Consider the following 24662-nt stretch of genomic DNA (forward strand, 5'->3'; position numbering starts at 1 on the left):
CTGACGATGGACGGAACCTCCTGAACCGGCCAGGGCGGAGAGAACCGGGTGCCCGGAGCGGAGGAGGGGCCGCGCCGGGCACCCCCGGCTGAGGACGACAACAGAGACGTCGCCCGCAGCGCACTGGAACGCGCCGACACCAGCGCGTCCACGCGGGCCGGGTGACGGGTGGCGGTATCGGGCGGGCGGACGCGGCGGCCCCCGGCAGGGCGAGCTGCCGGGGGCCGGGGCACGGGTGTCAGGCGGTTTCGCGCCGGGCGGTCGGAGGTCAGCTCTCCCAGGTGCGGCCGGTGAGCCGCTGGTAGACGTCGATGTAGCGGTCGCGGGTGGCGGTCACGACGTCCTGCGGGATGGCCGGGCCGGGCGCGGTGCGGTCCCAGTCCAGGGTGCTGCTCCAGTCGCGCACGAACTGCTTGTCCAGGGCGTGCTGGGGACGGCCCGGCGCATAGTCGTCGGCCGGCCAGAAACGGGACGAGTCGGAGGTCAGGACCTCGTCGGCGAGTACGAGCGTACCGTCGGCGGCCCTGCCGAACTCCAGTTTGGTGTCGGCGATGATGATGCCCTTGTCGGCGGCGATGGCCGCGCCCCGCCGGTACACCTCCAGGGTGACCTCGCGAAGCCGGTCGGCTGTCTCCTTGCCGATCTCGGTGACGACGTCGTCGAAGGTGATGAACTCGTCGTGACCCTCGCCGACGGCGGCCTTCGTGGTGGGGGTGAAGATCGGTTCCGGGAGCTTCGACGCCTCCACCAGGCCCTCGGGCAGTCTGACGCCCGAGACGGCGCCGTCACGCTCGTACTCCTTCAGCCCGAGGCCCGCGAGGTAGCCGCGCGCGATCCACTCGACCGGCAGCATCTCCAGCCGCTGGACGCGCACCGCCCGGCCCGCGAACTCCTCCGGCACGTCCGTCGCCGAGATGACGTGGTTCGGCACCACGTCGGCGAGCTGCTCGAACCACCACAGCGACAACTGCGTGAGGATCGCCCCTTTGTCCGGAATCTCGGTCGGCAAGACCACGTCATAGACGCTGACCCGATTGGACGCGACGAGGATCAGATCATCGCCGTCACCATAGACGTCACGGACTTTGCCCGAATGCAGAAGTTCCATCAGTTCCAGCCCCTCAGTTGATCTTGTATTCATACGACGCCCAGCGGCCCGCGGTCGCCACGCTCTCGCCGAACTCGACGACGTCGCCGTCAGCGTCGAAACAGAGGTTTCGGCGTCGCTGCACCGGGTGGCCGGGCTCGATGCCGAGGTCGGTGGCGTCCTGTGCGTCGGCGGTGTCCGCGGCGTAGCTGTTCCGGCCGGCGACAACCCTGCGGCCGGTCGTCTCGGCGATGTAGCCCGGCGTGCCCTGGACGATCCGGGCGGCGACGAGGAGCAGCGGAGCCGCTTCGGCCAGGGCGCCGTCGAACCAGGAGGTCGACGCCGACACCGGCACGTCGTCCCGCAGCGTCACCCGGCGCCGACGGATGACCGGCGCGCCTTCTTCCAGCCCGAGCGCGTCGGCTATCCGGGCCGGGGCGGGCACGAGCTCGGCCGCGTCGATCCGCGCCTTCTCGTTCGCCGGATAGATCCGGCCGGTGTCGCGGATCGCCACCAGGCGGTCCTCCGCCGACCGGGCGAAGCGCGCCGACGTCACGACCGTGCCGACTCCCGGACGTCCCTCGGCCAGCCCCTCGGCACGCAGCGCGGCCAGCACCTTGGTCGCGGTCGCGTGGCTGATCGACCAGTCCGTGGAGATCTGTCGCACCGACGGCAGCATGTCGCCGTCAGCCAGTTCACCCGACTCGATCTTCTTCCGCAGCGCCCGCACGACCTGCAGGTAGGGCGGGTCGGTCCGCTCAATCCGCGGTGACATCGTTCGGCCTCCCATGTCCGATCTGACGCAGTGTAATAGCACACCGATGTACCCAAGGGTGAGCAAGGTAAGCGGTGTACTAGCACGATGTTCCAACGAAGAAGCAAGGGCACTGGACACGATGGCCAGCGTCGGGACCTGGCGGGCGCTGCTGCCTGGAGGTGGTGGGTTCAGCTCATGACGAGGACCAGGGCGAGGACGGCGATCGCGATGAGTGCGCCGACGGCGGCCACGGCGCCGATGGTTCCCAGGGGGATGCCGGGCGGCGTGGCCGGTTCGGGGCGGTTCTGCTCGGTGAAAGCGCGGAACTGCTGGGTGCTCCGCGCGGGGTCCAGTTCGTTCTCAGCCATGCGCGCGAGCCTACGCGACGACGGCATGTGGGTAGATTTCCGAAATTTCCGGCTCTGTGCTAGGCGGCGGGGGAGACGATCTCGCGGAGCGCCGTCTCCTTCAGCGCGTCCGGATCGACGCCCCCGGCCCGCAGCGCCCGGCCCGCCGACGAATCAGGCAGCATCAGCAGGGCGAGCACGATGTGGCCGTCCGAGATCGACCGGTGCCTGTGCCTGATCGCGACCCGGAGTGAAAGCTCCAGTGCCTTCTTCGCGTTCGCCGTGAAGGGGATGTGGCCGGGTCTGGCTTCGCGCCCGCCGCCGTCCAGGGCGCCGGGGCCGAAGGACGCCTCGGTGGCCTGCCTGACGGCCTCCAGGTCGATGCCGATGGCGGCCAGGGCGTCCGGGTCGAGGCCGTCCACCTCGCGGGCCACGAGGGGGCGCAGGAGGGCCGGGGTGAGGTCGTGGGCGCGCAGGGCACGCCCCCCGGCGCCGCCCAGCGGGCCGAGGACGCCCAGCAGGACGTGCCCCGAGGTGATCCGGTCGTGGCGGAGCGTCCTGGCCTCCTCCTGGGCCTTGACGACCGCCTCCCGCGCGTCGTTGGTGAACCGTTCGAACACGTCAGTCTTCCTCTCGTCGCGCGGCGATCACCGCGTCGATCCGCCGGTGCTTCTTGTGGACGGCCTGGCGGCTGACGCTCAGTGCCTCAGCGATGTCCTGCCAGGACCAGCCCAGCGCGCGCGCGTTGCCGACCTGGAGGACTTCGAGGCGCTCCGCGAGCTCCCGCAGGGCTCTGACCGCGCGCAGGCCGACGGCCGGGTCGCGGCTGCCCGCCGCTTGGGCGAGCTGTACTCCTTCGCTCATGGTGTCAACATAGGTTGACGCCGCGAGGTTGTCAACCTTGGTTGACGCGGAGGGGTGTTGCGCGGCCGAGTTGGGACTAGTTCTGGTGATTTGCCCACATGGGCGGGCGCGGGAAGGTAATTGTTCAGTACACGGTCATGCGGGCGTGACCTCTCCAGACCCGTGCGGCCGCGGTGGTGTCCGCGCCCCCGCCGCGGCCGCACGGCACCAGCGCCGACCCGCGCTCAGCGCCGGTCGAAGTGCTGGTAGTCCCTGGTGCCGGTCCAGTAACCGCCCCACTGCCACCCGATCTTCTCGAACGCCTTCACCACCTTGTCGCCCGCCGTGATGACACCGGGGGCGGGGCTCCGGTCCTTGTAGAACTTCTTGCAGCGCGGGTGGGCGATCGTCCCAGAGGCCGAGACATAGGGGTTCTCGCAAGGGTTGATGTCCACGGCCATCCCGTAGGCGTGCCGCGACCAATTGGACGAGCCCGTAGCGGGCCGACAGTTGAAGGCAGACGTGTTGTCGTCCTCGATCGAATCGAAGTCGCTGCCCTCGTAGGCGTCCACCGGGACCATCTTGCGGATCGGGAAACGGTTCTTGTAGAGCGTCCCGAAGGTGTCCGCGACGTCCTGGGCGACCGCCGCGTTCACTATGAGTTGTCCGCCTTCGTGGGGCTTCCCGTCGAAGCCCCAGTAAGGCATCGTGATCATGCGGAGCCCCGAGACCGGAACCGGGCAGCCCTTCCGCCACGAGTGCTCCAACTGCTGCGCGGTCACCCGGGAGATCTCGGCCTTGAACGGCACGTCCGTCGCGGTCGGCGACGGCTCCGCGGCGTCGGAAGGAGAGGCGGTACCCGATGGCGAGTCCACCCGCTCCGGCACCTCCGCGGATTGGCCACATCCGGCCGACCCGACCAGGAAGACCGCTGTCAGGGCAAGTATCGGAACTGTCCGTACAACGTCCATCACCTCAGGATCGCTCATGACCGAGAAGGACGAGCGGCCGACCCTCTCGGACGAACTCTTCGGGGCGAAGGGCGGCGCCGGGGGACGCGAGCCGCCGACGCCGCAGGGCCCGCCCTCCTGGCCCGACTTCCTCGGGCCCAGGCCGGGCCGCCGCGAGATGGTGCTCGCCGGGGTCGGCGCCCTGCTCTTCGCGCTGATCGACCTCATCGTCATGTGGGCGCCGATGCGCGACCGCGACCTGTCCTCCAGCGCGCAGGCGGTGGTCCTCGTCGTCGTCGCGTTCGGCTTCGGGACGGTGCTGGTCAAGCTGATCGGGGGCGCGTTCCGGCCGATCGGGTTCGGGATGATGCTCGGGTGGGTGGCGCTCACCCTGTTCTCGCTCGGGTTCGCTACCGGGCTTAATTAGGGCGTCCGGCGGCTTCAGTCGGGCGCGTGCGCGGCGATCTTGGCGAAGGCGCGGCCGACGACCTCCAGCTCCTCGGGCGTCAGCAGGTCGACGAAGTAGGCGCGGACCGTCGTCACGTGGTCCTTGGCGGCCTCGCGCAGCACGTCCATGCCCTGTTCGGTGAGGAACGCGTTGATGCCGCGCTTGTCCTCCGAGCACCGGCGCCGCTCGACCAGGCCCTTGGCCTCCAGCCGGGAGCAGGTGTGCGAGAGCCTGCTGCGCGAGTGGTAGGCCATCTCGGCTAGCTCGGCCATCCGCAGGGTGCGCCCCGGCGCCTCGGACAGCCGGACGAGGATCTCGTACTCGGGCATGGCGAGGCCGTGCGCGGCCTTCAGATCGCGGTCCATGACCTCCCAGAGCCGCGAGCTGCCGTCGAGATAGGACCGCCAGTGGCCTTGCTGTGCCGCGTCCAGCCAGCGTGTCTCAGCCATGCCGCCGAGCCTATCGCCAGGATTTTTGGCGCGGGTTTTTCCACAGGCTTTGGTGGAGAGTCGAACACATGTGCGCTACGGTGGCGCCATCGAGTCGAACGCGTCTTCGATCGCGGGGTGTGGTGTGAGGCGGATTGGGGGGAATCGTGGCCGTCGTGGCGACACGCCGTAGATGTTCCTACGGAAATCTACGGCCACAGCTATACGGGCTCATAGAGTCCGAGAGCGTGGATCCCGTACGCAATCCGTACGCGCCGGGCGCGGGCCAGCGGCCGCCCGAGCTGGCCGGGCGCGACCGCGAGCTGAGGCAGTTCGAGATCGTGCTGGAACGGGTGGCCAGGGGCCGGCCCGAACGCAGCATGATCATCACCGGGTTGCGCGGCGTCGGTAAGACGGTGCTGCTCAACACCTTCCGTTCCATGGCGATCCAGCGGCTGTGGGGCACCGGCAAGATCGAGGCGCGGCCCGAGCAGTCGATCCGGCGGCCCGTCGCCGCGGCGCTGCACACCGCCGTCCGCGAGCTCGCGCCACGGCACCGCGCGCCGGATCGGATCGAGGGGTTCCTCGGTGTGCTCAAGGCGTTCGCCCAGGCCGGGCCGCAGCCCACCACGCGGTCCAAGGCGCCGGCGCACCGCTGGCAGCCCGGCATCGACGTGCCCGCCGCGCGCGGCCGCGCCGACTCCGGCGATTTGGAGATCGACCTCACCGAGCTCTTTGTCGACGCCGCGTCCGTCGCCACCGATCTCGGCGTCGGCATCGGCCTGTTCGTCGACGAGATGCAGGACGTGCCGTCCGACGACGTGTCGGCGCTGTGCGCGGCCTGCCACGAGCTGTCGCAGACGGGCGGGCCGCTGATCGTCGTCGGCGCGGGGCTGCCGCACCTGCCCGCGGTGCTGAGCGCCAGCAAGTCCTACTCCGAGCGGCTGTTCCGGTATGCCCGGATCGACAGGCTCGACCGCGAGTCGGCCGATCTGGCCCTGTTGGCGCCCGCCGAGCGGGAGGAGGTCACCTTCACGCCCGAGGCCCTGGACGCGCTGTACGCGGCGGCGGACGGCTACCCCTACTTCGTCCAGGCGTACGCGAAGGTCGTCTGGGATCTGGCGCCGACCTCGCCGATCACCGTCCGGGACATCGAGGTCGCCGCGCCGGAGGCCGAGAGCGAGCTCGCCGTGGGGTTCTTCGGCAGCCGGTACGAGCGGGCCACCCCCGCCGAGCGCGACTACATGCGGGCGATGGCGCTGCTCGGCGACGAACCCGTGCCCACCGCGTCCGTCGCGGACGAACTGGGCCGCCGCCCGTCCAGCCTGTCCCCGGCGCGGGACGGGCTGATCAAGAAAGGGCTCATCTACAGCGCCGAGCGCGGGCTCGTCGCCTTCACCGTGCCGCACTTCGGCAAGTTCCTGCGCGCGCAACCGGCCTTAGGGGATACCTGAGCCTGGCCGGTCCGCCGCCGGGGGCTCGGGGGCGCTTGGGCTTTCTACGGTTCTCTAGGGCAAACGCTAGAGAACCGTAGAGAACGCTGGCGAGGGGTGTCGTGCGATGTCTACGGGATTCTAGGGACGGGACTAGAAAGCCGTAGATTCTCCTGACGACGCGCCTCCACCGGTTCGGTCGGTTGGTTCGGGCGTCAGACCAGGACGGGCGCCGGGAGGAACTCGGTGCTCTCGCCGTCCGGCAGCAGCGGGCCCGGCACGTGCGCGACCCGGACCTCACGGTCGGCCAGCGACACCGCGAAGACCACCTCGCCGCCCGGCACCCGGTACACGACAAAGCGCCAGCACAGCTCCCGCCAGGTCTCGACCGGCTCGCCCAGGCCGACGCCGAACGTTCGCCAGGCGGCGCTGCCGCGCAGCACCCGCAGCGTGTCCGCCAGCGGCACCACCCGGCGCTCGCACGGCACGGCCGCGCGGTGCACCAGCGCCGTCGACTCCGGCGAGACCGCCACGAGGAACGCCAGCTCGGCCAGGAACACCGCCTCGGCGAGCCCCGGGCCGTCCGCGAGCACCGCCAGGCCCGACACCGGCGCCCAGCACGCGGCGATCGCGACGCCCGCGAGCAGCGCCGTCCTGGCCACCGTGCGGCGCCCGATCCGGATCCGGCTGAGCCTGCCGAAACAGCCGCAGCCCTCGTCCGGGCGGGTCGCGCGCAGCTCGGTGAGCACCCACGTCGCCGCGCACAGCATGCCGGCCGCCGCGAGGCGCGCGACCAGCGTGTCGCTCACCAGCAGGAGCAGCGCCAGCGTGCCCTCGGCGAGCGCGTAGCCGACCGCCGCGCGGTTCTTCGGCGCGTGCAGCTTGCCCCAGCAAGCCAGCAGGAACACCACGACGAGCACGAGGAGCTGCGCCCCGAGGAGATCGTCAGACATCTCACCCCACCACCAGGGTCACGTTGAAACAGCCGACATCCAGGTCTCCCCCGAGATCGACGAAGCTGGCGCGCGTCAGCTCCACCACCCGGCCGCGCGGCGACGTCCCGCACACCACGCACCGGTCACAGAAACGGGCGGCCGTACAGCCGCACTCGATGACGTCCACCTCGGCGCTGCGTCTTCCGCAGTCGTTGCGCACGCGCAAGGAGGAGCCGAGGGACAGCAGCGGCAGGGACGCGCACGAGGCCGGCGCGTCCGGGCAGCCGCCGGAGTCCCCGTAGGGGTCCAGGGCGGGGTAGGCGGCGCCCCGCCCGTCGCCCGAGAACCAGGTGGCGGTGCCGCGCAGCAGCGTCGACGACGCCGGGCTCGGCACCTCCGCCAGCGGGCCCGCCTGGGCGGTGCCCGGCTTGATCGCGACAGGGCCGCGCTCGGACCGCAGCGCGATCACGTCGAAGAGCTGGCCCGGCTCCAGCCTCGGATGCCGGACCAGGATGAACCCGAAGTTCTCCTTCGGGATCGTGACGTGCGCGCGCGGCCGGTGCGGACCCTGGTCCACCTCGATGTTGTGGGCGCCGCTCGCGCGCTCCCTGGCGACGGAGACGATCACGCCGTTGACGCGCAGGATGTCCACCCAGACGCGTTCGGCGGCGAGGCCGTCGGGGGTGGGGCGGACCACGGCGTCACGTCCCGGAACAAGTGCCGACAAATCCGCTTTTCCGCCGTGCCATACCGTGGTGCGGCCCGACATCGGCATGCGGAATTCGTACGCGACCGGCTCACCGCCACCCGCGCGCGCCGGAGCACGCAGGACAAGAAGGTGCGGGCTCGCGTCGACGATGCGCCCCTCCACGGCGCGCAGCGGCGGCTCGGCGGACGTCAGCAGGCGGCGCGGGGCCGGCCCCAGCACCGCCGTGCGCAGCTCTCGCCGACGTCCCATGCTCCTCCTTGAGTGTCGTCCTGCTCCACACTTACTAGGTATCAACCACGAGTCGACCATTTTGTCCACAAGTCCCTGTCACGAGGGGAGGGAAAACCTCAACCCGGTAGGGAAATCCCCCCTCCGAGTGCCCCGAAAGTGACGCTTTCCCGCCACCCGCCACATTCACCCCTCAAACCCCAACCGTCACTCCCCTACGCTGGCCGGGCACCCCGTCGTCGGAGGCGGCGTCGGCGTGGATGCCGTGCTCGGCGGCGCGCGGATCCACCGTTGGTTGGAGGCGCGCGGCGGTTGGTCGCAGGCGTTGCGGTCGGCGGCGTGCGTGGATGCCGTGCTCGGTAGTGCGCAGGTCCACCGTTGGTTGGGGGCACGCGGCGGTTGGTCGCAGGCGTTGCGGTCGGCGGCGTGCGTGGATGCCGTGGTTGGGGGTGCAGGAGGGGTGTCGTGGTTGGGGGCGCGGGAGGAGTGTCGTGGTTGGGGGTGCGCGGGGGTGTTGGGGGTGGGGGTGGCGGGGCGTGTTGTGGTCGGGGGTGCGCGGCGGCGTTGTGATTGGGGTGTCGGGGGGTCGTGGTCGGGGGCGGCCGGGGGCGTCGAAGGTCGGGGTGTGCGGGGACTGGGCGTGGGCGTTGTGGTTGGGGGCGTGCGGGGGTGTTGTGGTTGGGCGGTCGGGGGGTTGTGGCCGGGGGCGTCGAGGTCGGGGTGTGCCGGGGCTGGGCGTGGGCGTTGTGGTTGGAGGTGTGCGGGGATGTTGTGGTTGGGGGCTGTGGTCGGGGGCGGCCGGGGGCGTCGAGGTCAGGGTGTGCGGGGGCTGGGCGTTGTGGTTGGGGGTGTGGGTGGGTGTTGTGGTTGCGGGTGTGCGGGGGTTGGCCGGGGGCGTTGTGGTGCGCGTCGATACGGTGAAGGTTCCGTGTTCGCCCGCACGGGACCGCTAGTCTCGCAACCCCCGAGCCCCCCGCACTCCTTGGAGCCCCACCATGCGCCTGCGCCGGGTCCTCGCCACCGCCGCGCTGCTTCCGCTGTCCGCCTGCGGCGGCGGCGACACCGACCACGCCACGGCCTGCGACGGCTACAAGACCGCGATCAACACCCTAGGCACCACCCAGGTGGGCGTCGACTTCTCCGACCCGTCAACACTCACCGCCCCCTACGGCGACGCCGCCCGCCAGATCCGCTCCATCGCCGATTCGGCCGCCGACGAGGGCGTCTCCAAGGTCGGCGACCAGATCGCCACCGCCCTGGACGAGGTAGTCACCACCGCCACGTCGGGCGCCCCCAGCACCGACCGCAAGTCCCTGGCCGCCAGCGGCCGCCTGGCCGACGCCGTAGCCGCCATGGAACGCGAATGCGGCCCGATCTCCTAACGACTTTGCCCCACCCCCCAACCCCCGGTACCCTGTCACCTGGCCCACCGGGCCACTGGAGGTGTCGCCTAGTACGGTCTATGGCGCCGCACTGCTAATGCGGTTTGGGTTCACGCCCATCGCGAGTTCAAATCTCGCCACCTCCGCCCCCGACCAGGCCCGTTCCCCGATCTCGTGGAACGGGCCTGATCGTGTTCCGGGACCGTAGTTGCAGTTTCAGTTGCAGTTCAGCTTTCCTCGGCGCTCCACAGGGCCGTTCCGAGCCGTTCCCCGGCGTCTTGAACCAGTGGTGAGCGAACGACCGTGTAGCGCTCTGTCGTGGTCACCCGAGAGTGCCCGAGGATCTCCTGAATGACCCGGATATGCACGCCCTGGGCGGCGAGCAGCGACCCGGCCGTATGCCGGACGTCGTGAAGCCTGCCGTCGTGTACACCGGCCCGTCGCAGCAGCGCCTTCCACGCCTTCCAGTCTTCGGTTCGATCCAGGGGCCGCCCGTTCCGCTGACTGAAGACCACTCCCCAGTCTTCCCAGCGGTCCCCGGCCCGTGTTCTCTCCCGCTGCTGCGTCGCGAACTGTTCGCGGAGTTGGGGCAGCAGTTCGGGCGGACAGATGAGGATCGGCTTCTTCCGGCCCTTCCTCATCCGAAACTGAAGCTCTCCCCCTTGACGCTTCGGGCAGCGGTGAGCGTGTCCGGCGCAGTCCTTGGGGCACGGCCGGGCCAGGCATCGATGGCTGGGCTTCCGGCAGTCCTTCGGACACTTCGGCTCGTGAACGTGTGTTCGGCATCTTTTCGGGCACTTCGGGCGGTGGAATCGCGCACCGCAGGCGTACGGGTCGGCGCAGCCGTGCTTCCAGGCGGCTTTCTGAAGCTGGAACCAGGGCCGGATCTCTCCTGTGTCCAGGTCGATGTCCGACCAGCGAAGCCCGATCGCCTCACCCTGCCGGATGCCGAGCGCGAGCGCTACGGACCAGCGGGCCGCGTTCCGCCGATGCTTCGCCACCTCCAGAATCTTCTGTGCTTCTTCGAGGTCGTAGGGGTTGGCGAGGTAGCACTCCCACCCGGCGGGCCGCAGCCCGGTCGGCGCCATGGCGTGTTCGATGATCTCCCTGGCCCGCAGGTAGTACGAGAGGTCTTCCGCTCCCGGGGCCCGGAGGCCCTGCATGAGAGCGTTGTGGGCCTGGAAGACCTGGAAGTCCTGGAAGTCCTGGAAGTTGGGGAACTCGGTCACGTGCTCGGCGAGCTCTTCGACGCCCCGCCTGAGATCCTCCAACGGGTCCAGGCCGACGACGTAGGTGTAGGACGTGTCCAGCCCCGCAGTGACGGCACCGTGTTGAGCGGGACGATCACATCCACGGCTGGTGGGAAGGCGTCGTTCCAAGCGCTGGAGACTCTCGCGCTCCTCCTGGTGGCAGGCGAACAGAGCGTCGCTTGGAGCGGCCCGGAGGCTTCCTCGCCGAAACCCTCGGACGTCGGCCGGTTCTGGGGACTGGGCCCGAACGCCAAGTACCGCGAGTTCCTCCCGCAGCTGCCCTTCCACTTCCAGCCCCATCCCCTGGGGGAAGACGACCCGCTGGTCGTCCCGCAGCTGGCGGGCCTCACCATGGGCCCGTCGTGGACAGAGCGGAGCGAGCTGCTGGAGGACTTGGCCGTCTTCACCCGGCTCACGCTCGCCCAGGGAACCCGGGTGTTCCTCATGGGCGGGTGCCTCACCTTGGGAGTGCTCGGCGCGGCCAAGTGCTTTCTGGCCGGCGGACGCGGCAGCGAGAACATCGCGTACATCTCCGACCAGGTCGGCGATCAGGACTTCGTCCTCGTCACCGAGGCGCGCCGCGTCGGCGGCATCGCCGACATGGCCGATCTCACCGCGACCAAACCCCTGCTGCTCCTCTCACGCGACCCGGGCGGCGACTTCAGCGTCATCACCGACAACACCCGGCGCTACCGGGGAATCCGGTGAACGAACTCGTCCGGACCTACGTCGTCAACCTGCGCCGCCGCCCAGACCGCAGACAGCACATGGAGGCGACCATTCCGGACATCCTGCGCGCCACCTACACCTCGGACTGGTCCGGGCCGTACGACGGGCGTCAGCTGAGCTTGGAAGGACTCGAACGGGCCGGATACCGGCTCTTCCCCTGGAAGATCGAATCCGACAATCCGTGGTGGGGTCGGCCCCTGAAGTTCGGCGAGATCGCTTGCACGCTCGCGCATCTCGCCTGCTGGCAGGACGCTGACGGACACCCGGAGCCGTACGTATTGATCCTGGAAGACGACGCCACCTTCGCCGGCGACTTCGTACCCCGGTTCCAAAATCTTCTCGAGGGTCTGGAAGACCTGCCCTTCGATCTGCTGTACCTCGGCCGGTTCCCCCTGGAGCCGGATCAGTCGGTGAAAGACGGCGTCGTGTCGCCCGGGTACAGCCACTGCACCTTCGGCTACCTACTGAGCCGACCGGGACTCGACAAGGTGCTGTCCGCGCGCCTCGACCAGGCCGTCGTGCCCGTCGATGAGTTCCTGCCCTCGCGCTCTACATCGACCATCCCCGAGCCGACCTCTCCGACGACCCTCGCCCCATACCCGACCACCGAATCCGAGTCGATCACCGGCGGTGCCTCGTCCACCTCCCACCAGTCCTCATGCGGCCTGGTGCACTCGTGGACCAGATCCCCCATGACCGTCGACCGGTCGCCGATCACGGTGCCGTCGCAGACGAAGCCGGCCACACGGGCGTCTTCGCCGATCGTGACCCGGTCGCAGACGTAGGCGCCGTACACCAATACGCACCCGGTCCTCGATCACGACGTCGTCGGCGACGCGAACGCCTTCATAGAGGATCACGTGGTGGAAGAGAAGGCATCGGTCGCCGATCGTCATGCCCTTCGGTGGCCCGGCCTCACCATCTCGGAGCCGCGCTTCCTTAGGGCAGGCGAAGACATTGTTGGCTCCGAGGAAGGTGCCTTCACCCACGTGGACCGGGCCGAACGGCATCTCCACGGCTACGCTCCCGACAACCAGTCGACCGTCATCTTGATCGCCTCGTCCTCCCGCTCCCGAGAGTCGAAGCCGTGATCAGACCCTTCAATCGTGTGGAGCGCCGTTCCGGGACGTTCCTTGGCCGCACGCGCGGCGATCTCGTAGGACACATATGAATCGCGGTCCCCGTGAACCACCAGGGCGGGCACGTTGCTGGCAGCGAACGCTTCGGTCGGACGACCTCGACCCCGACGACGACATCCCCTTCAGCATCGAACGCATCCATCGCCTCTACGACTTCCTGGAACCCGGCGACGAAATCGCCGACACCGACGGCCGCACCTGGCACTTTCAAGGCCCCTGGGACTGGCACTCATTCGACCAGAGTGGCCCTCACTACCCCGTCTGGCCCTTGACGCTGCTGACCCGCCAAGGACACCCCGACGACCTCGCCGCCGAAACCGTTCGCCGCGCCACGGCAAACGGCTCACACCAACAGCAAATCGAACTCTGGACCAAGCTCACCCAGGCACAACCGGCCCCCACCGGCTAACCGACGTCGAGAAGGCCCGCAACGGCCCGATCCCATCACGACAGAGCGAATACGGCACAGATGGATACGACAGGGCACCAGTAACAGATGCCGAAAGGGGCACGAACAGCGCGTATGGCCGTCGACGGTACCTCACTCGACACACCTACTTGGCGCCCGAGTTTCGCGAGGCAGCCGCAGCTGACAGCGCGGTGGTAAACGCCGCCAGGTAGCAGAGCGGTTAACCCCCACCTACGCGGGGCTGACGCCGCGACCGAGGCGTTCGAACTGTTGCCGTTCGGTTGACCCCCGCCTGCACGGGGCTGACTACTGGCAGCGCGACGGCCAGGGCCGGGTCTCCGGTTGACCCCCGCCTGCGCGGGGCTGACGTCGGTGGGGATGGCGGTCTGGCCTTTGAGGGCGGTTGACCCCCGCCTGCGCGGGGCTGACCTCGCCCTCACCATCGAGCCCGACGCCATCACCGGTTGACCCCCGCCTGCGCGGGGCTGACCTCGCCCTCACCATCGAGCCCGACGCCATCACCGGTTGACCCCCGCCTGCGCGGGGCTGACGACAAAACCGTCTACGTGGTGTGGCCCTACGCCGGTTGACCCCCGCCTGCGCGGGGCTGACGCGGGTGGCCTGGGCCCGGTCAGCGTACAGCGCGGTTGACCCCCGCCTGCGCGGGGCTGACATCCAAGGTCCCGGCCGGAACCACCGTCACACACGGTTGACCCCCGCCTGCGCGGGGCTGACTAGCCGTCCTCAACCTGCCCAACCTCGGTGATCGGTTGACCCCCGCCTGCGCGGGGCTGACGTACTGCTGGATCAGCGCGACGAGCGCCGCGACGGTTGACCCCCGCCTGCGCGGGGCTGACCCGCGACCTGCTCGACCGTGCGGACCGCATCACGGTTGACCCTCGCCTGCGCGGGGCTGACCCCGCCGCCGAGCAGCCCAGTGCCGGCAATGATGGTTGACCCCCGCCTGCGCGGGGCTGACGTGACCGGCCCCTACGGACGCCGCCCCCGCCACGGTTGACCCTCGCCTGCGCGGGGCTGACGCTGGGGCGTTCGCCAGGGCCTCCGCGAGGCCCGGTTGACCCCCGCCTGCGCGGGGCTGACTCCCTACGCGCCACCCGAGGGGAACCCATGAGCGGTTGACCCCCGCCTGCGCGGGGCTGACTGGCGGAACGCGGCCGGGCAGGTGGTCAGCAGCGGTTGACCCCCGCCTGCGCGGGGCTGACCTGCTCTTGCGCATCAGGATGTAAGCGGTCACCGGTTGACCCCCGCCTGCGCGGGGCTGACCCCAACTGCGCGGTGGAGCCGCTGATGAACTGCGGTTGACCCCCGCCTGCGCGGGGCTGACTCGGCGTAGGCAGGGGCGCAGCGAGCGACACGCGGTTGACCCCCGCCTGCGCGGGGCTGACGGTGAAGAAGGCGGCGGCGCGCGGATGAGTAGCGGTTGACCCCCGCCTGCGCGGGGCTGACGCCTCGCGCTCGCGCTCCGCTCGGGTCTGGTTCGGTTGACCCCCGCCTGCGCGGGGCTGACGGCATGGTCGGGCCGACGCTGATGCGTTCCTGCGGTTGACCCCCGCCTGCGCGGGGCTGACCTCATGGGACTCTCCTTTCCTCGCCCCCCGGCCGGTTGACCCCCGCCTGCGCGGGGCTGACCCCTCGACCCCGATGGAGTCGCCCCGCTGCATCGGTTGACCCCCGCCTGCGCGGGGCTGACCCTCACCCCGCCCCGACCCGCCTGGGCCGGGGCGGTTGACCCCCGCCTGCGCGGGGCTGACCTGGTCGACGTGACCATCGGCAAGGGCACCAACGGTTGACCCCCGCCTGCGCGGGGCTGACCAGACCCGGCTCGCCATGAAGAGTGATCCACTCGGTTGACCCCCGCCTGCGCGGGGCTGACATCCAGGGGATGGCCAAGTCCACCTACGGCGGCGGTTGACCCCCGCCTGCGCGGGGCTGACTGGCACCCCTGTTCACCGAACGGCAGATCTCCCGGTTGACCCCCGCCTGCGCGGGGCTGACGGGGAGGGGGCGTTGGTGAAGTCATCCCAGACCGGTTGACCCCCGCCTGCGCGGGGCTGACATCCGGGAGATCCCCGACTGGGAGCCGCCGTGCGGTTGACCCCCGCCTGCGCGGGGCTGACCTCGCGGCCCGTCTCGCGGGACACGGGGCGGACGGTTGACCCCCGCCTGCGCGGGGCTGACGGGAACTGGGAGGAGACCCCCTACGGGGTCTCCGGTTGACCCCCGCCTGCGCGGGGCTGACGACTGGACTCCCACCACACACGTCGTCGCCCACGGTTGACCCCCGCCTGCGCGGGGCTGACGGAGGCGGCGGCGGCGTTGGTGCCGCGGCGGTCGGTTGACCCCCGCCTGCGCGGGGCTGACGACATGATCCCGCCGACCAGCCCCTCGACCACCGGTTGACCCCCGCCTGCGCGGGGCTGACGACCCACATCCGGTAGACAGGTATGCCGACGGCGGTTGACCCCCGCCTGCGCGGGGCTGACGCTTTGTGAGCTGGGGCTATTCGGGGGCGTTATCGATTTGAGATGGGGGGAAGGGTTCGGGGGTGGTGGGGGCTGGGTCGGGTTCTTGGGGGCTGAGGGAGATGAGGGTTAGGCCGTCGAAGTCGATGGGGGTGCGGCGGCGGGTGCCGGCGGTTTGGAGGGTGTAGCCTTGTTCGGTGGGGGCGGGGTGGATGAGGACGGCGGCGCCGTCTTCGAGGGTGGCGGAGAGGGTGGTCCAGAGTTCGGTGCGGACTCGGGCTGAGAGGGTGCCTACGTAGAGGCCGGGCATGGGTTCGGTCATCCAGCGGGTGAGGGCTCCGCGTAGATGTTGGGGGATCGCGGTGGTGGCGATGACGGTCAGGGTGGCCAACTCAGAACTCCCAGGGGTCGTAGTTCTTGCCGCCGGGGAGGAGGCCGTGGTCGGGGTCCCAGAGGTTGACGAGTTCTTCGGAGGCTTCCTCGGCGTCGTCTTGGCGGGTGCCGTCGTCTGGGGAGAGGAGAGTCTGGATGTCGGCGACGATGCGGGGGAACAGGCGGAACAGGCGGAGGCCGTCGCGGAAGGAGCGGCGGGCCTGGGCGTCGGGGGCGGGGGAATCGTGGAGGGAGAAGGCGAGGGGGAGGGTGAGTTCGGCCTTGTAGAGGTCGGCTATGTCGTAGACGAACGAGTGCGACGTGCCGGAATGGACGAAGCCGAGGCCCGGGGTGCAGCCGATCGCGTTGATCGCGGCGTGGACGATGCCGTAGAGACAGGTGTTCGCGGCCGACAGTGCCCGGTTGACGGGGTCCTGGCCGTCCCAGTCGGACGGGTCGTAGGAACGTTTGAACGCCCGGACGCCGTGCTGTTGGGCGAGGATCCGGTAGAGAGCCTTCATTCGCTGGCCTTCGAGGCCGCGCAGTTGGGCGATGGTCGCGCCAGCCGGTGCCGTCTCGCCGAAACGCCGGAGGTACATGCGCCGGGCCACCGCGGCGCGCTCGGTGTCGTCGCACCAGGAGCGTGCCTGGAGTTCGAGCCAGCGGGTCGGCAGGGAGTCCGGGACCTTCGCGGCGTAGGTGCGGACGCCGCCGCTTCCGGTGCACACGACCGTGGTCCCGTGCCTGGCGAGGGTGGACAACGCCCGCGTGGTGATCGACACGCCCGGCCCGAGCAGCAGGCAACCGAGTGCGGCCGTGGGCAGGGCGATCCGCTGGACTCCGTCGCCGGACTGGATGATCGCCTTCACGCCGGTCTCGTCCTGGACGATGCGGGCGATGTCGATGTACAGGAACGACACCGAGTCGCCGATGCGCGGCAGCATGGCCGCGGTGGGTGCGGCCAGGCGTGCGCGGGCGGTTCCGCTCATGCGGGCGCGAGGGTCAGGAGCCCGCAGCCGTAGGACTTTCCGCGTCCGATACCGGCGCGCAGCCGGGTGGTGAGCGCCGTGGCGTCCGAGATGGTGGCGAGGCCGTCGAAGCGGGTGCGCGCGTGGACGACCCGATTGCGGTCGCGCCGCGTCCCGGACGCCTGGTCGAGGGAAACGCTCTCCAGGGTGTGCAGGACCAGGCCGCTGGACTCGGCCTGACGCTGCCACCAGGCGTCGGCGTCGGCACCGTGCAGCGGAACCACCTCCTTGGGCTTGCCCGCCGTGGTGTTCACGCCGAGCTTGCGGGTGGCGTTCGCGATGATCCGGTAGCGCACACGGCGTCCCGGAACCAGCGCGTCGATCAGCGGGGTGAGCGCCTTGCTGCGCACCGTCCCGTACGTGTCCGGCAGTGCCCCGGCCGTCGGCTCCAGGACGCTCTGGACGAGCACGGCGACCCCGCTCCGCGTCTCCTCGATCCGGAACAGGACGCCCGCGTCGTGCCGCGCCTGCTGACCGAGCCCGGACGGAAAGAGCGTCATGACCCGCTGGTGCAGGCGCACGGTGTCGCCCAGATCCCGGATGACGTCCCGCGAACCGGGGTTGAGGCTGAGCTGGGTGATCCACAGAGGTGAGGTCATGCGGCGTCCATGGAGAAGTGGGAGATGAGTCGTTCGAGGAAGTCGGGACCGGGCGAGGTGTGGAGATCGCCGTCCAGGTCGGCGACCAGGCGGTAGACCCGCCAGGGTCGGTAGACCCGGCGGTCGGAGGCGAAGGAGACCGGGTCGGAGCGGGACTCGGCGAACGGCACGTCGCCGCGTCCGCCGGACTGTCCCTCGGGCCAGAACGGGGCGGTGAACGGGACGCCGCCGATGAACTCGACCGTCGTGCCGCCGAACGGTCTCCGCGCGAGCGGCAGCCGGAGCAGTTCGCGCGCGGGCTCAGGGCCGTCGGTCAGGGCCAGGAACAACGGCGCGTCCGGGGGGCATGAGCGTCTCCCCAGGAAGAGCGGCCATCGCGGACACCGCACGGCCTGACCGCACGCCGCGACGGTTTCCGGAGGCCCCTCGACGAGCACGGTGAAGGCCGCGTCCTGCCGGTAGTACCGCTCGGAGACGACGGTCGCGGTCTCGGCGCTACGCCGCTTCCCCTCCGCGGTGATGACCGTCAGTTCACGCGGCATCCCGCCGCCGACCGTCTGGAAGTCCCGCAGGAAGGTTCCCGGACGGTCGACGCGGATCGTGAAGGTCAGCTCGCGGAGATCGTCCGTCCGCTGGTCGCGGGTGCGGCCCAGCGCGCAGGCGAGCAGGCCGATCAGCCCGGACCGGGTGGGGTATCGGGAACTGTCCCGCAGGTTGGCCGGGACGTCCCCGGTGCCCCAGGACTGGAGGGGCCCGCTCAGGTGTAGGAGCAGCCCGGACGGCGTGCCGGTCATGCCGGGCTCTCCGGCAGTGCGGCCTCCAACGCCCCGCCGATCAGGGCTTCGAACGAGTCGGCGGCGGTGCCGAGGGCCGAGACGTCGATCTTGGAGAAGGTCGCGTGGGCGGCGTGGACCAGTCCGTTCCCGCCGAGGAGACGTTCGGCGGCGGCGGCATAGGCGTTCAGGGCGGCGACGGACGGCTCGGCGTGCCCCCCGCCACGGTCGGGTGAGACGGGCTGCTCGAACGCGGCGGAATACGACAACGGACGATCCTGACGGACTGTGATGTGCGCGAGGTGCGGGATCGTGTGGGGAGCCGTCGAACGTTTCTTGGCCTGCGGGAGCGAGAACAACGCGGCACGCAGGAGGGCGGAGGCCAGGGCACGGGTGTCGTACGGCTGCTCGCCGAGGTTGTGGTGCAGTTCCCGAACGTCGAGGACGACGTACCGGTACAGAACTCCGGCCGAGTGTTCGGCGTGCCCCATGTGGGCGCTTCCGGTGGCGTCACGCCAGGTCTCGCTGACATCGTCCACTGCGCTGAAGTAGTCGATCTCGACGTTCGTCTCGTGAGTGGTGAAGGCGTGGGCGACCTGGACGGCTCCGTCGACCTTGGCGTCGTCCACCTGGGCGAGCATCCGGCCGAACAGGCTGATGACACCGTTGCGGCTGCGCAGGATGTCGTCCACCTCCCTGGTCGGGACGGCGCTGTCCTTCGCCTGGGGCTTGGCGGGCAGTTCCTTGGCCGCCGCGATCTCGGCCTCGTATTTGACGGCGAGGTCGGCCAGCTCACCGATGGCGAGGTCAGGCACGTAGATCATCGCCGCGGTGCTCCACTCGCTCTTCTGCGCGGAATCGCCCTTGGACGGCTTCGGGACCTCGGCTCCGACGCTGCTCGCCACCGCGATGTGCCGCGCGGCCCTGACCGCCAGCTCCGGAGACCAGGAGTGGGCCTCCCTGAGCCGGCCGGCGACGCACTCGACCAGGCGGCGGGTGCGCAGGGCCGACTCGCCGAGTTCCTGCTGGAGGTGGAGGCGCATGGCGCGCTTCCAGCTCTGGCTGCTGACCCGGGTCCGGGTCCTGCCGCCCCACTCGACGGTCTTCACCGAGTTCGTGTCGTCGCGGTTGAGCGTGGAGAACGGGATGGGCTGGATGATGTGGAGTTCCACGAAGGAACCGTTGCTCGCGTTCATGGGGGTCCTCGGAGTCGTTGTGCTCAGTCGTTCGGGTGGTCGATCTGGTCGGCGGTGCGCGCGGCCTCGCGCTCGGCCTTGAACCGGGTGCGGTAGTAGCCCTGGAGCCAGCGGCGCGCTGTTTCCTCACGGCCTTGGTCCCAGGTGCGCAGGTCGAGCAGGAGCTGCGGCCAGTCGACGGTTCCGGGGCGGGTGCTGATGTACAGGGCGGCCGGCGGAAGGTGGCGGTACAGGCCGCGCTCGTTCTGCCGGGTCAACAACGTGAGGCGGCTTTCGGCGGACGTCTCCCGGAGGTCTCCTCGGGCCACGGCCTCCGCCAGGCACACGCCGAAGTTCCGTGAGGCGCCTTTCGGCGGGAGTCCACGGGCCTGCGGGGGCAACGAAGCGATGATCGAGGCGATCGTGTAGTACGCCTGCTGGAACGCCGTCCGACGCTCGGGCACCAAGCCCGCGATCACCCGGTGCATGCGGGGACTCTGGGCGAGTGGTCGGCCCAGGCCGCTGCGCAGAGCCGCCCGTCTGCCCGGGTCGTCGCAGGCGTCGTAGACCTTTTTCACGAAGTCGTACGTCTCGTCGTAGCGGGTGGGGGGAGGTGATGTCTCGGTCATCGCATCCTGCTGGGATCGGGTGGTGTGGTCATGGGGTGGCCGGTTTCTTTCGGCGGCCTCCGTGAAGTTCGAGGCGGGCCCGCTCAATGGCCCGCGCCGCCCGAGGACCCGTCACGTAGCCGGACGTCACGGTGTTGAAGGTGTCCTCGGCGATACGGAAGAAGGCGCTCCAGGGGGCGGCGAGGTCGTCTTCGGCCAGGCGTTTCCAGAAGAGATCCTCGGCGCGCGGCCAGTAGATCGCGGCCGCCTGCTCCTGCCAGGCGCACGGGCCGACCTTCTTGTCGAGCGCCCAGGCCCAGGCCGCCTTCACCGCGAACTCCAACCGCTGGCCGTACATCTCCCCGGCGGCCCGAAGATCGCCGAGTGCGCGGGCGGTGTTGGGGTCGTCCTCGCTGATCTGATGGATCGGGATCGGCGTGCGGGACGCGACGAACTGGACGTCCTTCGTCTTGCCGTCCTGCTCGAACCCCAGGGCCCGGATGTGAAAGATGCCGAGGTCATCTGTGTAATCGAAGACCTTGGGACGTTTTACCTCGGTCGCCACACGATCCAGGACGAGGAGACCGTCGAGGTCCCGCCAGAGCGCACGACCACCGTCAGCCGGTCTGGCGTAGACGTTTCCCTGCTTGCTGGTTTGGTGGATCACATAGGGGTCAGCGGTGTTCGGTGTCTTCTGCCTGCGGCCCCAGGTGATGCACGCGTCGACAACGTGATCGCCGGTGGCATCGGGAAAGAGGAGAAGGGCGTGCTGCCAGCCGCCCGTCCACCGGGAGCAGGGGCCTGTGGGGGCGGGGGCCGGAGACAGCGGGTCGTGGAGTTCATCCACTTCCCATGGGCAGAGATCATTCTCCCGGGAGACATGGGCTTCGGGCGGGACCAGGCCCGCGAGCAGGGTCTCCAGGAGCGTGCGGCCCTCCGGGTGGTAGGAAAGACTCGAACGCAGAGGCCCTGCTGAGACGTCGGCCTTGGACTCGCCACCATGGGAGCGGGTCGCGCACCGTCCTGACGGGCCGTAGTACAGCCACATCAAGATGTGCGAGAACGCTTCCGCCGAGTCCACCGGCACCGGTGAGTCGTCCCAGTGATGACCGAACCAGACCGGGTTGTTACCCGCAGGACGTCCGATGACGAGCTTGTTCACTCCCGCCCGTTTCGGACACTCCTCGGCAAGCCGGGGATCTTGAAGAAACGGGCGCTCGGAGAACAGGTCGAACATGCCGGGGAACCGGTCGAAGTACTCCCTGACCCGGTTCGCGTCGATCCCCTTCTCCAGGATCTCGGCACGCCGGTCATGCCACTCATCATCGTCCGATGCCTCATCGAGTCCAGTGACCCGCGCGATCAACGCATACAGCAGGCGCAGGAGCCCGGACAGCGCCGGTGGAGGACCGAAGAGCAACGCCTCGATCTCGTGCGCCCGAACGAGCAGGTCTTCGAGGCCGACCCTGTCGGCCCGGACGTTCGTCGGAGGCGTGGTCCCGTGAACCCAGCGGATGGCTGCCCATGGCCTGGTCCTCAAATCAAAGCTGGGTCTCGACACCTGCCGTGACCCCCCTTCTTCGGTCGCGATAGGCTGACAACCCCTGGTCAGCCGGCTCCGGGTGACATTCATGGCTCTCGTTTGTCAGTCCCCGCGCGGGCGGGGGTGAGCCGACTCCGTCCTTGAAGACGAAAATTCCTACGTCTGGCCGGATGCGGACGGCTCCGGGCTGGAGGCGTCCGGTCCACTCGCCCGTGGGTGAGCGCCGCATCGGGAGCAGGGTCCACCCGGCGAGGACCGAGTTCTTCTCCCAGGCGGGAGGGAGCTTCATCAGCTCCGCGCCCGCTCCGGTCCAGCGCGCGGGGACGGGGACCATGTGAAGGGCTATGGTGCGTGCCTGGTCTCGGCTGATCTTCTGTCCGCCGTTCAGGCCCGGGGCGGGGAGCTCGCCCGCTTCGTCCAGCGTCCAGCGGCCGGAGTCCTGTTCGTAGACGCACACGAGGCGAGCGGAATCGGCGTCCAGGCGAGTGGTGATCAGATCTTCGTCGACTCCGGCCATCGGGGTGGTCAGCACGCTCAGATTCCGGGCCGTTCTGGATGATGGGCCCGGGATCGCCACGAGTTCGCTGAGCTGCTGTTGGGCGGCGTCGGAGGCGAGGCGTTCGCCGTCCGCACGGGCGAGCCGGCGTTCCGCCTCCTTCAGAAGGTCGTGGGCCCGCGCGAAGTCAGCGGCGTAGACATCGTCCACGAGGGACTGCACGTCACTCGGGATGCCGATCGGGGAGTTCGACCGTTCGCGCAGCAGGATGCTCGTCCGCCGCAACAACGACTCCGCATAGACTTTGCCCCAGGCGTCCGGGACCTCGAAGGAGCCGTTGGCGTCCACGGGATCGAGGACGACCACACGGGGATCACGGCTGAGCCAGCGCGGCCTGAGCGCCTCGTGCGGGTCGCCGCCCGGGTTCTGATGGCGGCGGCATCGTCCGGAGCGCTGAAGAAGGAACGCCAGCGGCGCGAGATCGCTGATGATCAGGTCGAAGTCGAGGTCGAGGGACTGTTCGACGATCTGGGTCGCGACGAGGACCGTCCTCGGGCGGGTGCCCGTCTTCCCGAAGTCCCGCTCACAGGAGTCGGTGACGGCGGCTCGGTCCTTCGCGCGGAACCGGGAGTGCAGGAGCCGCAGGCCGGGTGCCTCGCCTCCGGAGGCTTCGAGCTCAGAGAACCAGTCCGCGAGAGCGTCATAGGTCTCCTTCGCCTCAGCGACCGTCGTGCAGCAGACGAGGACACAACCCTCCGGTCCCTCGGTCAACGGACGGAGCAGTTCCTTGATGACCGAGATCCGGTGTTCGGGATGCGCGGTGTCACGCCCACGGCGCACGGCGCGGACGGGGAACTCGATGACGCGCTCCCGTTCGCTGGCCACCGCGACCGGCTCACTGACCTTTCCGTTCTCGGCGCTCACGAACAGCCAGCCCGGGTACACGGGAGAGAAGGCGTCGGACAGATCATGTCCGCATCCGCGTAGGTACGCCTCAACGAGCGAGCGGGCCGTCGTCCCGGTCAGGGTCGCCGAGAGGACGACGACGGGAGCGCCCAGTGCCCCCATCCATTCGAGGAACCGAAGTAGCAGCGCGTGCATCCAGGCGTCGAAGGAGTGCGCCTCGTCGATCACGAGAACCTTGCCTGACAACGCCATGAGCCGCAGGACGTTGAACTTCACCGGCAGCACTGCGACGAGGGCCTGGTCGATCGTCAGCGTGCTCAGCGGGGCGAGGAGCGGACGTTTGCCCGTGTACAACCAGCCGGTCGCCTCGGGTCCGCTCACGACGCCGGGGGCATCAACGGCCGAAGCCGCCGCGTCGGCGGCCGCGTCGTGGGAGAGCCAGGCCATGCTGTGGGCCTTCGTCAGCGCGGGCGCACCGACAAACGCCGTGCGGAGGAAGGCGCGCACCCTCCTGTGCATGGCGTCGGTGGTCGCCATGGTCGGCAGGCAGAACCCGAGACCGGTCGCACGGCTGGACCGGGCCATGACCCCAGCCGCGTAGAGCGCGGCCTCGGTCTTGCCGTCCCCGGGAGGTGCGGTGACGAGCAGCATCCCGGGACCGTTGACGAGCGACGGCAGCCTCTCAACGAGGGAACGTTGAAGCGTGTTCGGCTCGAACCCGAACAGGTCGGCGAACGGGAGGTCGCGGAACTCCGCCGTGCCGAGACCCGCTTCGGAGATGAGCCTGGGCGCGTCAGCGAGCGAACGTTCCCAATGCTCCCGGACCTGCTCTTCGGTAGCGCTCCATCCCGGCCCGGGCAGACGCGGCTCGATGAAGGTCGTCTGGCTCACCAGCCAGTCCGCCACAACGATCACGCCGAGCGCGAGGACGACCAGAGCCGGCGGCAGATGCTCGTCAAGTCCTTCCTCGGCACCGGTCAGCCCCCGCAGCAACTCCGCGTGCCTGCGACGCTCGTCCTCCCACTTTCCGGCGCCGACTCCCGTCCGTCCGCTCGGGTTCGCCCATTCCCGCCGCGAAACAGCGGCGCAGAACCTTCCGTGGTGGCCCCCGAGCATCTGCGCGACCTGATGTCCCACGTCTTTCCTGGCGCTGTCGCCCGCCGCGTAACCGAGTTCCCGCAGAATCTGGACGAGCCCCCAGTGCGTCACCTCCTGGTGGCCGAGCGACGGCACCGCCCGGTCCTCCCCGTACTCAGGCGACGCGTCGACCAGTTTCTTGTAGAGCTCCGGAACCTTCACCTGAAAAGAAGGGGATATTTTGCCAACATCATGCAGTCCAGCCCAGAACGAGACATAACTACGCCATTTGGCCAAACTGCCATCTTTGTCTACTACATCCCAAAGCTTCCCGGCCGTGGCAGCAGCGTCCATGAGGTGGCAGACAACGGGATACTCCGAGGTCAGACCCTTGTGCTTACCCCACAGTCGAGCATCCACCCCGCCCCTCTCACCGAGACCCATGCACGCTCCCATCTCCCGTCCGCGTCAACTTCACGCCACTGAAGCACACAGCTCCGACAAAACGAGATGACGACATCAAGCCAT

General features: G+C 69.6%; 27 protein-coding genes, 1 tRNA gene and 1 CRISPR repeat array. Of the genes, 8 read left to right on the top strand and 20 right to left on the bottom strand.

The genetic code is table 11. The features are described 5' to 3' along the window. Window positions 1-268 precede the first annotated feature (268 nt). From LO762_RS25615 to LO762_RS25640, 6 genes are all read right to left on the bottom strand, one after another. On the bottom strand, window positions 269-1141 hold the full coding sequence (locus LO762_RS25615; protein WP_255687853.1) for a phosphoribosylaminoimidazolesuccinocarboxamide synthase: 873 nt from the start codon (window positions 1139-1141) through the stop codon (window positions 269-271). Further along, the gene (locus tag LO762_RS25620; protein WP_230618573.1) at window positions 1122-1862 is read right to left on the bottom strand and encodes a GntR family transcriptional regulator; all 741 of its coding nucleotides are present in this window, start codon (window positions 1860-1862) and stop codon (window positions 1122-1124) included. The genes LO762_RS25615 and LO762_RS25620 overlap by 20 nt, the downstream gene beginning before the upstream one ends. A gap of 170 nt (window positions 1863-2032) precedes the next feature. Then, window positions 2033-2212, bottom strand: a complete 180-nt coding sequence (locus tag LO762_RS25625) for a hypothetical protein (protein WP_230618574.1) — start codon at window positions 2210-2212, stop codon at window positions 2033-2035. Window positions 2213-2271: 59 nt separating this feature from the next. Next, on the bottom strand, window positions 2272-2811 hold the full coding sequence (locus tag LO762_RS33705) for a Clp protease N-terminal domain-containing protein (RefSeq protein WP_230618575.1): 540 nt from the start codon (window positions 2809-2811) through the stop codon (window positions 2272-2274). Window position 2812: 1 nt separating this feature from the next. Then, complete coding sequence (locus LO762_RS25635) at window positions 2813-3055, bottom strand: RNA polymerase subunit sigma-70 (RefSeq protein ID WP_230618576.1); 243 nt, start codon at window positions 3053-3055, stop codon at window positions 2813-2815. 224 nt (window positions 3056-3279) lie between these two features. Further along, window positions 3280-3909 (bottom strand): M15 family metallopeptidase, encoded by a 630-nt coding sequence (locus LO762_RS25640; protein ID WP_230618577.1) that lies wholly within the window; start codon window positions 3907-3909, stop codon window positions 3280-3282. A 112-nt stretch (window positions 3910-4021) separates the two neighbouring features. Here LO762_RS25640 and LO762_RS25645 point away from each other — a divergent pair, with 112 nt between their 5' ends. After that, window positions 4022-4411: a hypothetical protein gene (locus LO762_RS25645; RefSeq protein WP_230618578.1), complete on the top strand. Its 390-nt coding sequence runs from the start codon at window positions 4022-4024 to the stop codon at window positions 4409-4411. A gap of 14 nt (window positions 4412-4425) precedes the next feature. Here LO762_RS25645 and LO762_RS25650 read toward each other — a convergent pair whose 3' ends face one another. Then, the gene (locus tag LO762_RS25650; protein ID WP_230618579.1) at window positions 4426-4881 is read right to left on the bottom strand and encodes a MarR family winged helix-turn-helix transcriptional regulator; all 456 of its coding nucleotides are present in this window, start codon (window positions 4879-4881) and stop codon (window positions 4426-4428) included. A gap of 227 nt (window positions 4882-5108) precedes the next feature. Between LO762_RS25650 and LO762_RS25655 the strand changes: the two genes are divergently transcribed. Continuing rightward, on the top strand, window positions 5109-6314 hold the full coding sequence (locus LO762_RS25655) for an ATP-binding protein (protein WP_230618580.1): 1206 nt from the start codon (window positions 5109-5111) through the stop codon (window positions 6312-6314). Window positions 6315-6508: 194 nt separating this feature from the next. Here LO762_RS25655 and LO762_RS25660 read toward each other — a convergent pair whose 3' ends face one another. The 3 genes from LO762_RS25660 to LO762_RS25670 all read right to left on the bottom strand — a co-directional run bounded on the left by LO762_RS25660 (window position 6509) and on the right by LO762_RS25670 (window position 8541). Next, on the bottom strand, window positions 6509-7246 hold the full coding sequence (locus LO762_RS25660) for a MauE/DoxX family redox-associated membrane protein (RefSeq protein WP_230618581.1): 738 nt from the start codon (window positions 7244-7246) through the stop codon (window positions 6509-6511). Between the two features lies 1 nt (window position 7247). Then, window positions 7248-8186 carry a hypothetical protein gene (locus LO762_RS25665; protein WP_230618582.1) on the bottom strand — a complete coding sequence of 313 codons (939 nt, stop codon included), beginning with the start codon at window positions 8184-8186 and terminating at the stop codon, window positions 7248-7250. A gap of 172 nt (window positions 8187-8358) precedes the next feature. Beyond that, window positions 8359-8541 (bottom strand): hypothetical protein, encoded by a 183-nt coding sequence (locus LO762_RS25670; RefSeq protein WP_230618583.1) that lies wholly within the window; start codon window positions 8539-8541, stop codon window positions 8359-8361. 619 nt (window positions 8542-9160) lie between these two features. Here LO762_RS25670 and LO762_RS25675 point away from each other — a divergent pair. Next, window positions 9161-9547 (top strand): hypothetical protein, encoded by a 387-nt coding sequence (locus tag LO762_RS25675; RefSeq protein WP_230618584.1) that lies wholly within the window; start codon window positions 9161-9163, stop codon window positions 9545-9547. Between the two features lie 57 nt (window positions 9548-9604). Continuing rightward, a tRNA-Ser gene (locus LO762_RS25680) sits at window positions 9605-9693 on the top strand. Between the two features lie 81 nt (window positions 9694-9774). Here LO762_RS25680 and LO762_RS25685 read toward each other — a convergent pair. Continuing rightward, the gene (locus LO762_RS25685) at window positions 9775-10818 is read right to left on the bottom strand and encodes a site-specific integrase (protein WP_230618585.1); all 1044 of its coding nucleotides are present in this window, start codon (window positions 10816-10818) and stop codon (window positions 9775-9777) included. 135 nt (window positions 10819-10953) lie between these two features. On the opposite strand from LO762_RS25685, the gene LO762_RS25690 reads away from it, so the two are divergent. The 3 genes from LO762_RS25690 (at window position 10954) to LO762_RS33710 (ending at window position 12617) form a co-directional block, all read left to right on the top strand. After that, window positions 10954-11505: a hypothetical protein gene (locus LO762_RS25690; RefSeq protein ID WP_230618586.1), complete on the top strand. Its 552-nt coding sequence runs from the start codon at window positions 10954-10956 to the stop codon at window positions 11503-11505. Next, window positions 11502-12311, top strand: a complete 810-nt coding sequence (locus LO762_RS25695) for a glycosyltransferase family 25 protein (protein WP_230618587.1) — start codon at window positions 11502-11504, stop codon at window positions 12309-12311. Before LO762_RS25690 ends, LO762_RS25695 begins: the two co-directional genes overlap by 4 nt. A 78-nt stretch (window positions 12312-12389) precedes the next feature. Further along, entirely contained in the window at window positions 12390-12617 is a 228-nt protein-coding gene (locus LO762_RS33710; RefSeq protein WP_230618743.1) for a hypothetical protein, read from the top strand. Here LO762_RS33710 and LO762_RS25710 read toward each other — a convergent pair. After that, complete coding sequence (locus LO762_RS25710; RefSeq protein WP_308104559.1) at window positions 12545-12730, bottom strand: alpha/beta hydrolase; 186 nt, start codon at window positions 12728-12730, stop codon at window positions 12545-12547. The genes LO762_RS33710 and LO762_RS25710 overlap by 73 nt on opposite strands. Between LO762_RS25710 and LO762_RS25715 the strand changes: the two genes are divergently transcribed. Then, window positions 12694-13074, top strand: a complete 381-nt coding sequence (locus LO762_RS25715) for a hypothetical protein (RefSeq protein ID WP_230618744.1) — start codon at window positions 12694-12696, stop codon at window positions 13072-13074. The two genes, LO762_RS25710 and LO762_RS25715, sit on opposite strands and share 37 nt — an antisense overlap. A gap of 217 nt (window positions 13075-13291) precedes the next feature. Then, a CRISPR array of direct repeats spans window positions 13292-15579; the repeat unit is 29 nt; unit sequence CGGTTGACCCCCGCCTGCGCGGGGCTGAC. 15 nt (window positions 15580-15594) lie between these two features. Here LO762_RS25715 and cas2e read toward each other — a convergent pair. The 8 genes from cas2e to cas3 are packed head-to-tail and all read right to left on the bottom strand — an operon-like array spanning window position 15595 to window position 24590. Then, window positions 15595-15948, bottom strand: coding sequence for a type I-E CRISPR-associated endoribonuclease Cas2e (cas2e, locus tag LO762_RS33205; RefSeq protein WP_304523706.1), 354 nt, complete (start codon window positions 15946-15948; stop codon window positions 15595-15597). A 1-nt stretch (window position 15949) separates the two neighbouring features. Continuing rightward, window positions 15950-16918 (bottom strand): type I-E CRISPR-associated endonuclease Cas1e, encoded by a 969-nt coding sequence (cas1e, locus tag LO762_RS25725; protein WP_230618588.1) that lies wholly within the window; start codon window positions 16916-16918, stop codon window positions 15950-15952. Next, entirely contained in the window at window positions 16915-17556 is a 642-nt protein-coding gene (gene cas6e / locus LO762_RS25730) for a type I-E CRISPR-associated protein Cas6/Cse3/CasE (RefSeq protein WP_230618589.1), read from the bottom strand. The genes cas1e and cas6e overlap by 4 nt, the downstream gene beginning before the upstream one ends. Further along, entirely contained in the window at window positions 17553-18350 is a 798-nt protein-coding gene (gene cas5e / locus LO762_RS25735; protein WP_230618590.1) for a type I-E CRISPR-associated protein Cas5/CasD, read from the bottom strand. Before cas5e ends, cas6e begins: the two co-directional genes overlap by 4 nt. Then, complete coding sequence (cas7e, locus tag LO762_RS25740) at window positions 18347-19525, bottom strand: type I-E CRISPR-associated protein Cas7/Cse4/CasC (protein WP_230618591.1); 1179 nt, start codon at window positions 19523-19525, stop codon at window positions 18347-18349. The genes cas5e and cas7e overlap by 4 nt, the downstream gene beginning before the upstream one ends. Window positions 19526-19548: 23 nt before the next feature. Further along, window positions 19549-20133, bottom strand: coding sequence for a type I-E CRISPR-associated protein Cse2/CasB (gene casB, locus LO762_RS25745; protein ID WP_230618592.1), 585 nt, complete (start codon window positions 20131-20133; stop codon window positions 19549-19551). Between the two features lie 28 nt (window positions 20134-20161). Further along, on the bottom strand, window positions 20162-21673 hold the full coding sequence (casA, locus tag LO762_RS25750) for a type I-E CRISPR-associated protein Cse1/CasA (RefSeq protein WP_230618593.1): 1512 nt from the start codon (window positions 21671-21673) through the stop codon (window positions 20162-20164). Continuing rightward, window positions 21654-24590, bottom strand: a complete 2937-nt coding sequence (cas3, locus tag LO762_RS25755; RefSeq protein WP_308104562.1) for a CRISPR-associated helicase Cas3' — start codon at window positions 24588-24590, stop codon at window positions 21654-21656. The genes casA and cas3 overlap by 20 nt, the downstream gene beginning before the upstream one ends. Between the last annotated feature and the right edge of the window lie 72 nt (window positions 24591-24662).

Origin of the sequence: Actinocorallia sp. API 0066, from assembly GCF_020991275.1 — a bacterium.
Taxonomy (GTDB): domain Bacteria; phylum Actinomycetota; class Actinomycetes; order Streptosporangiales; family Streptosporangiaceae; genus Actinocorallia.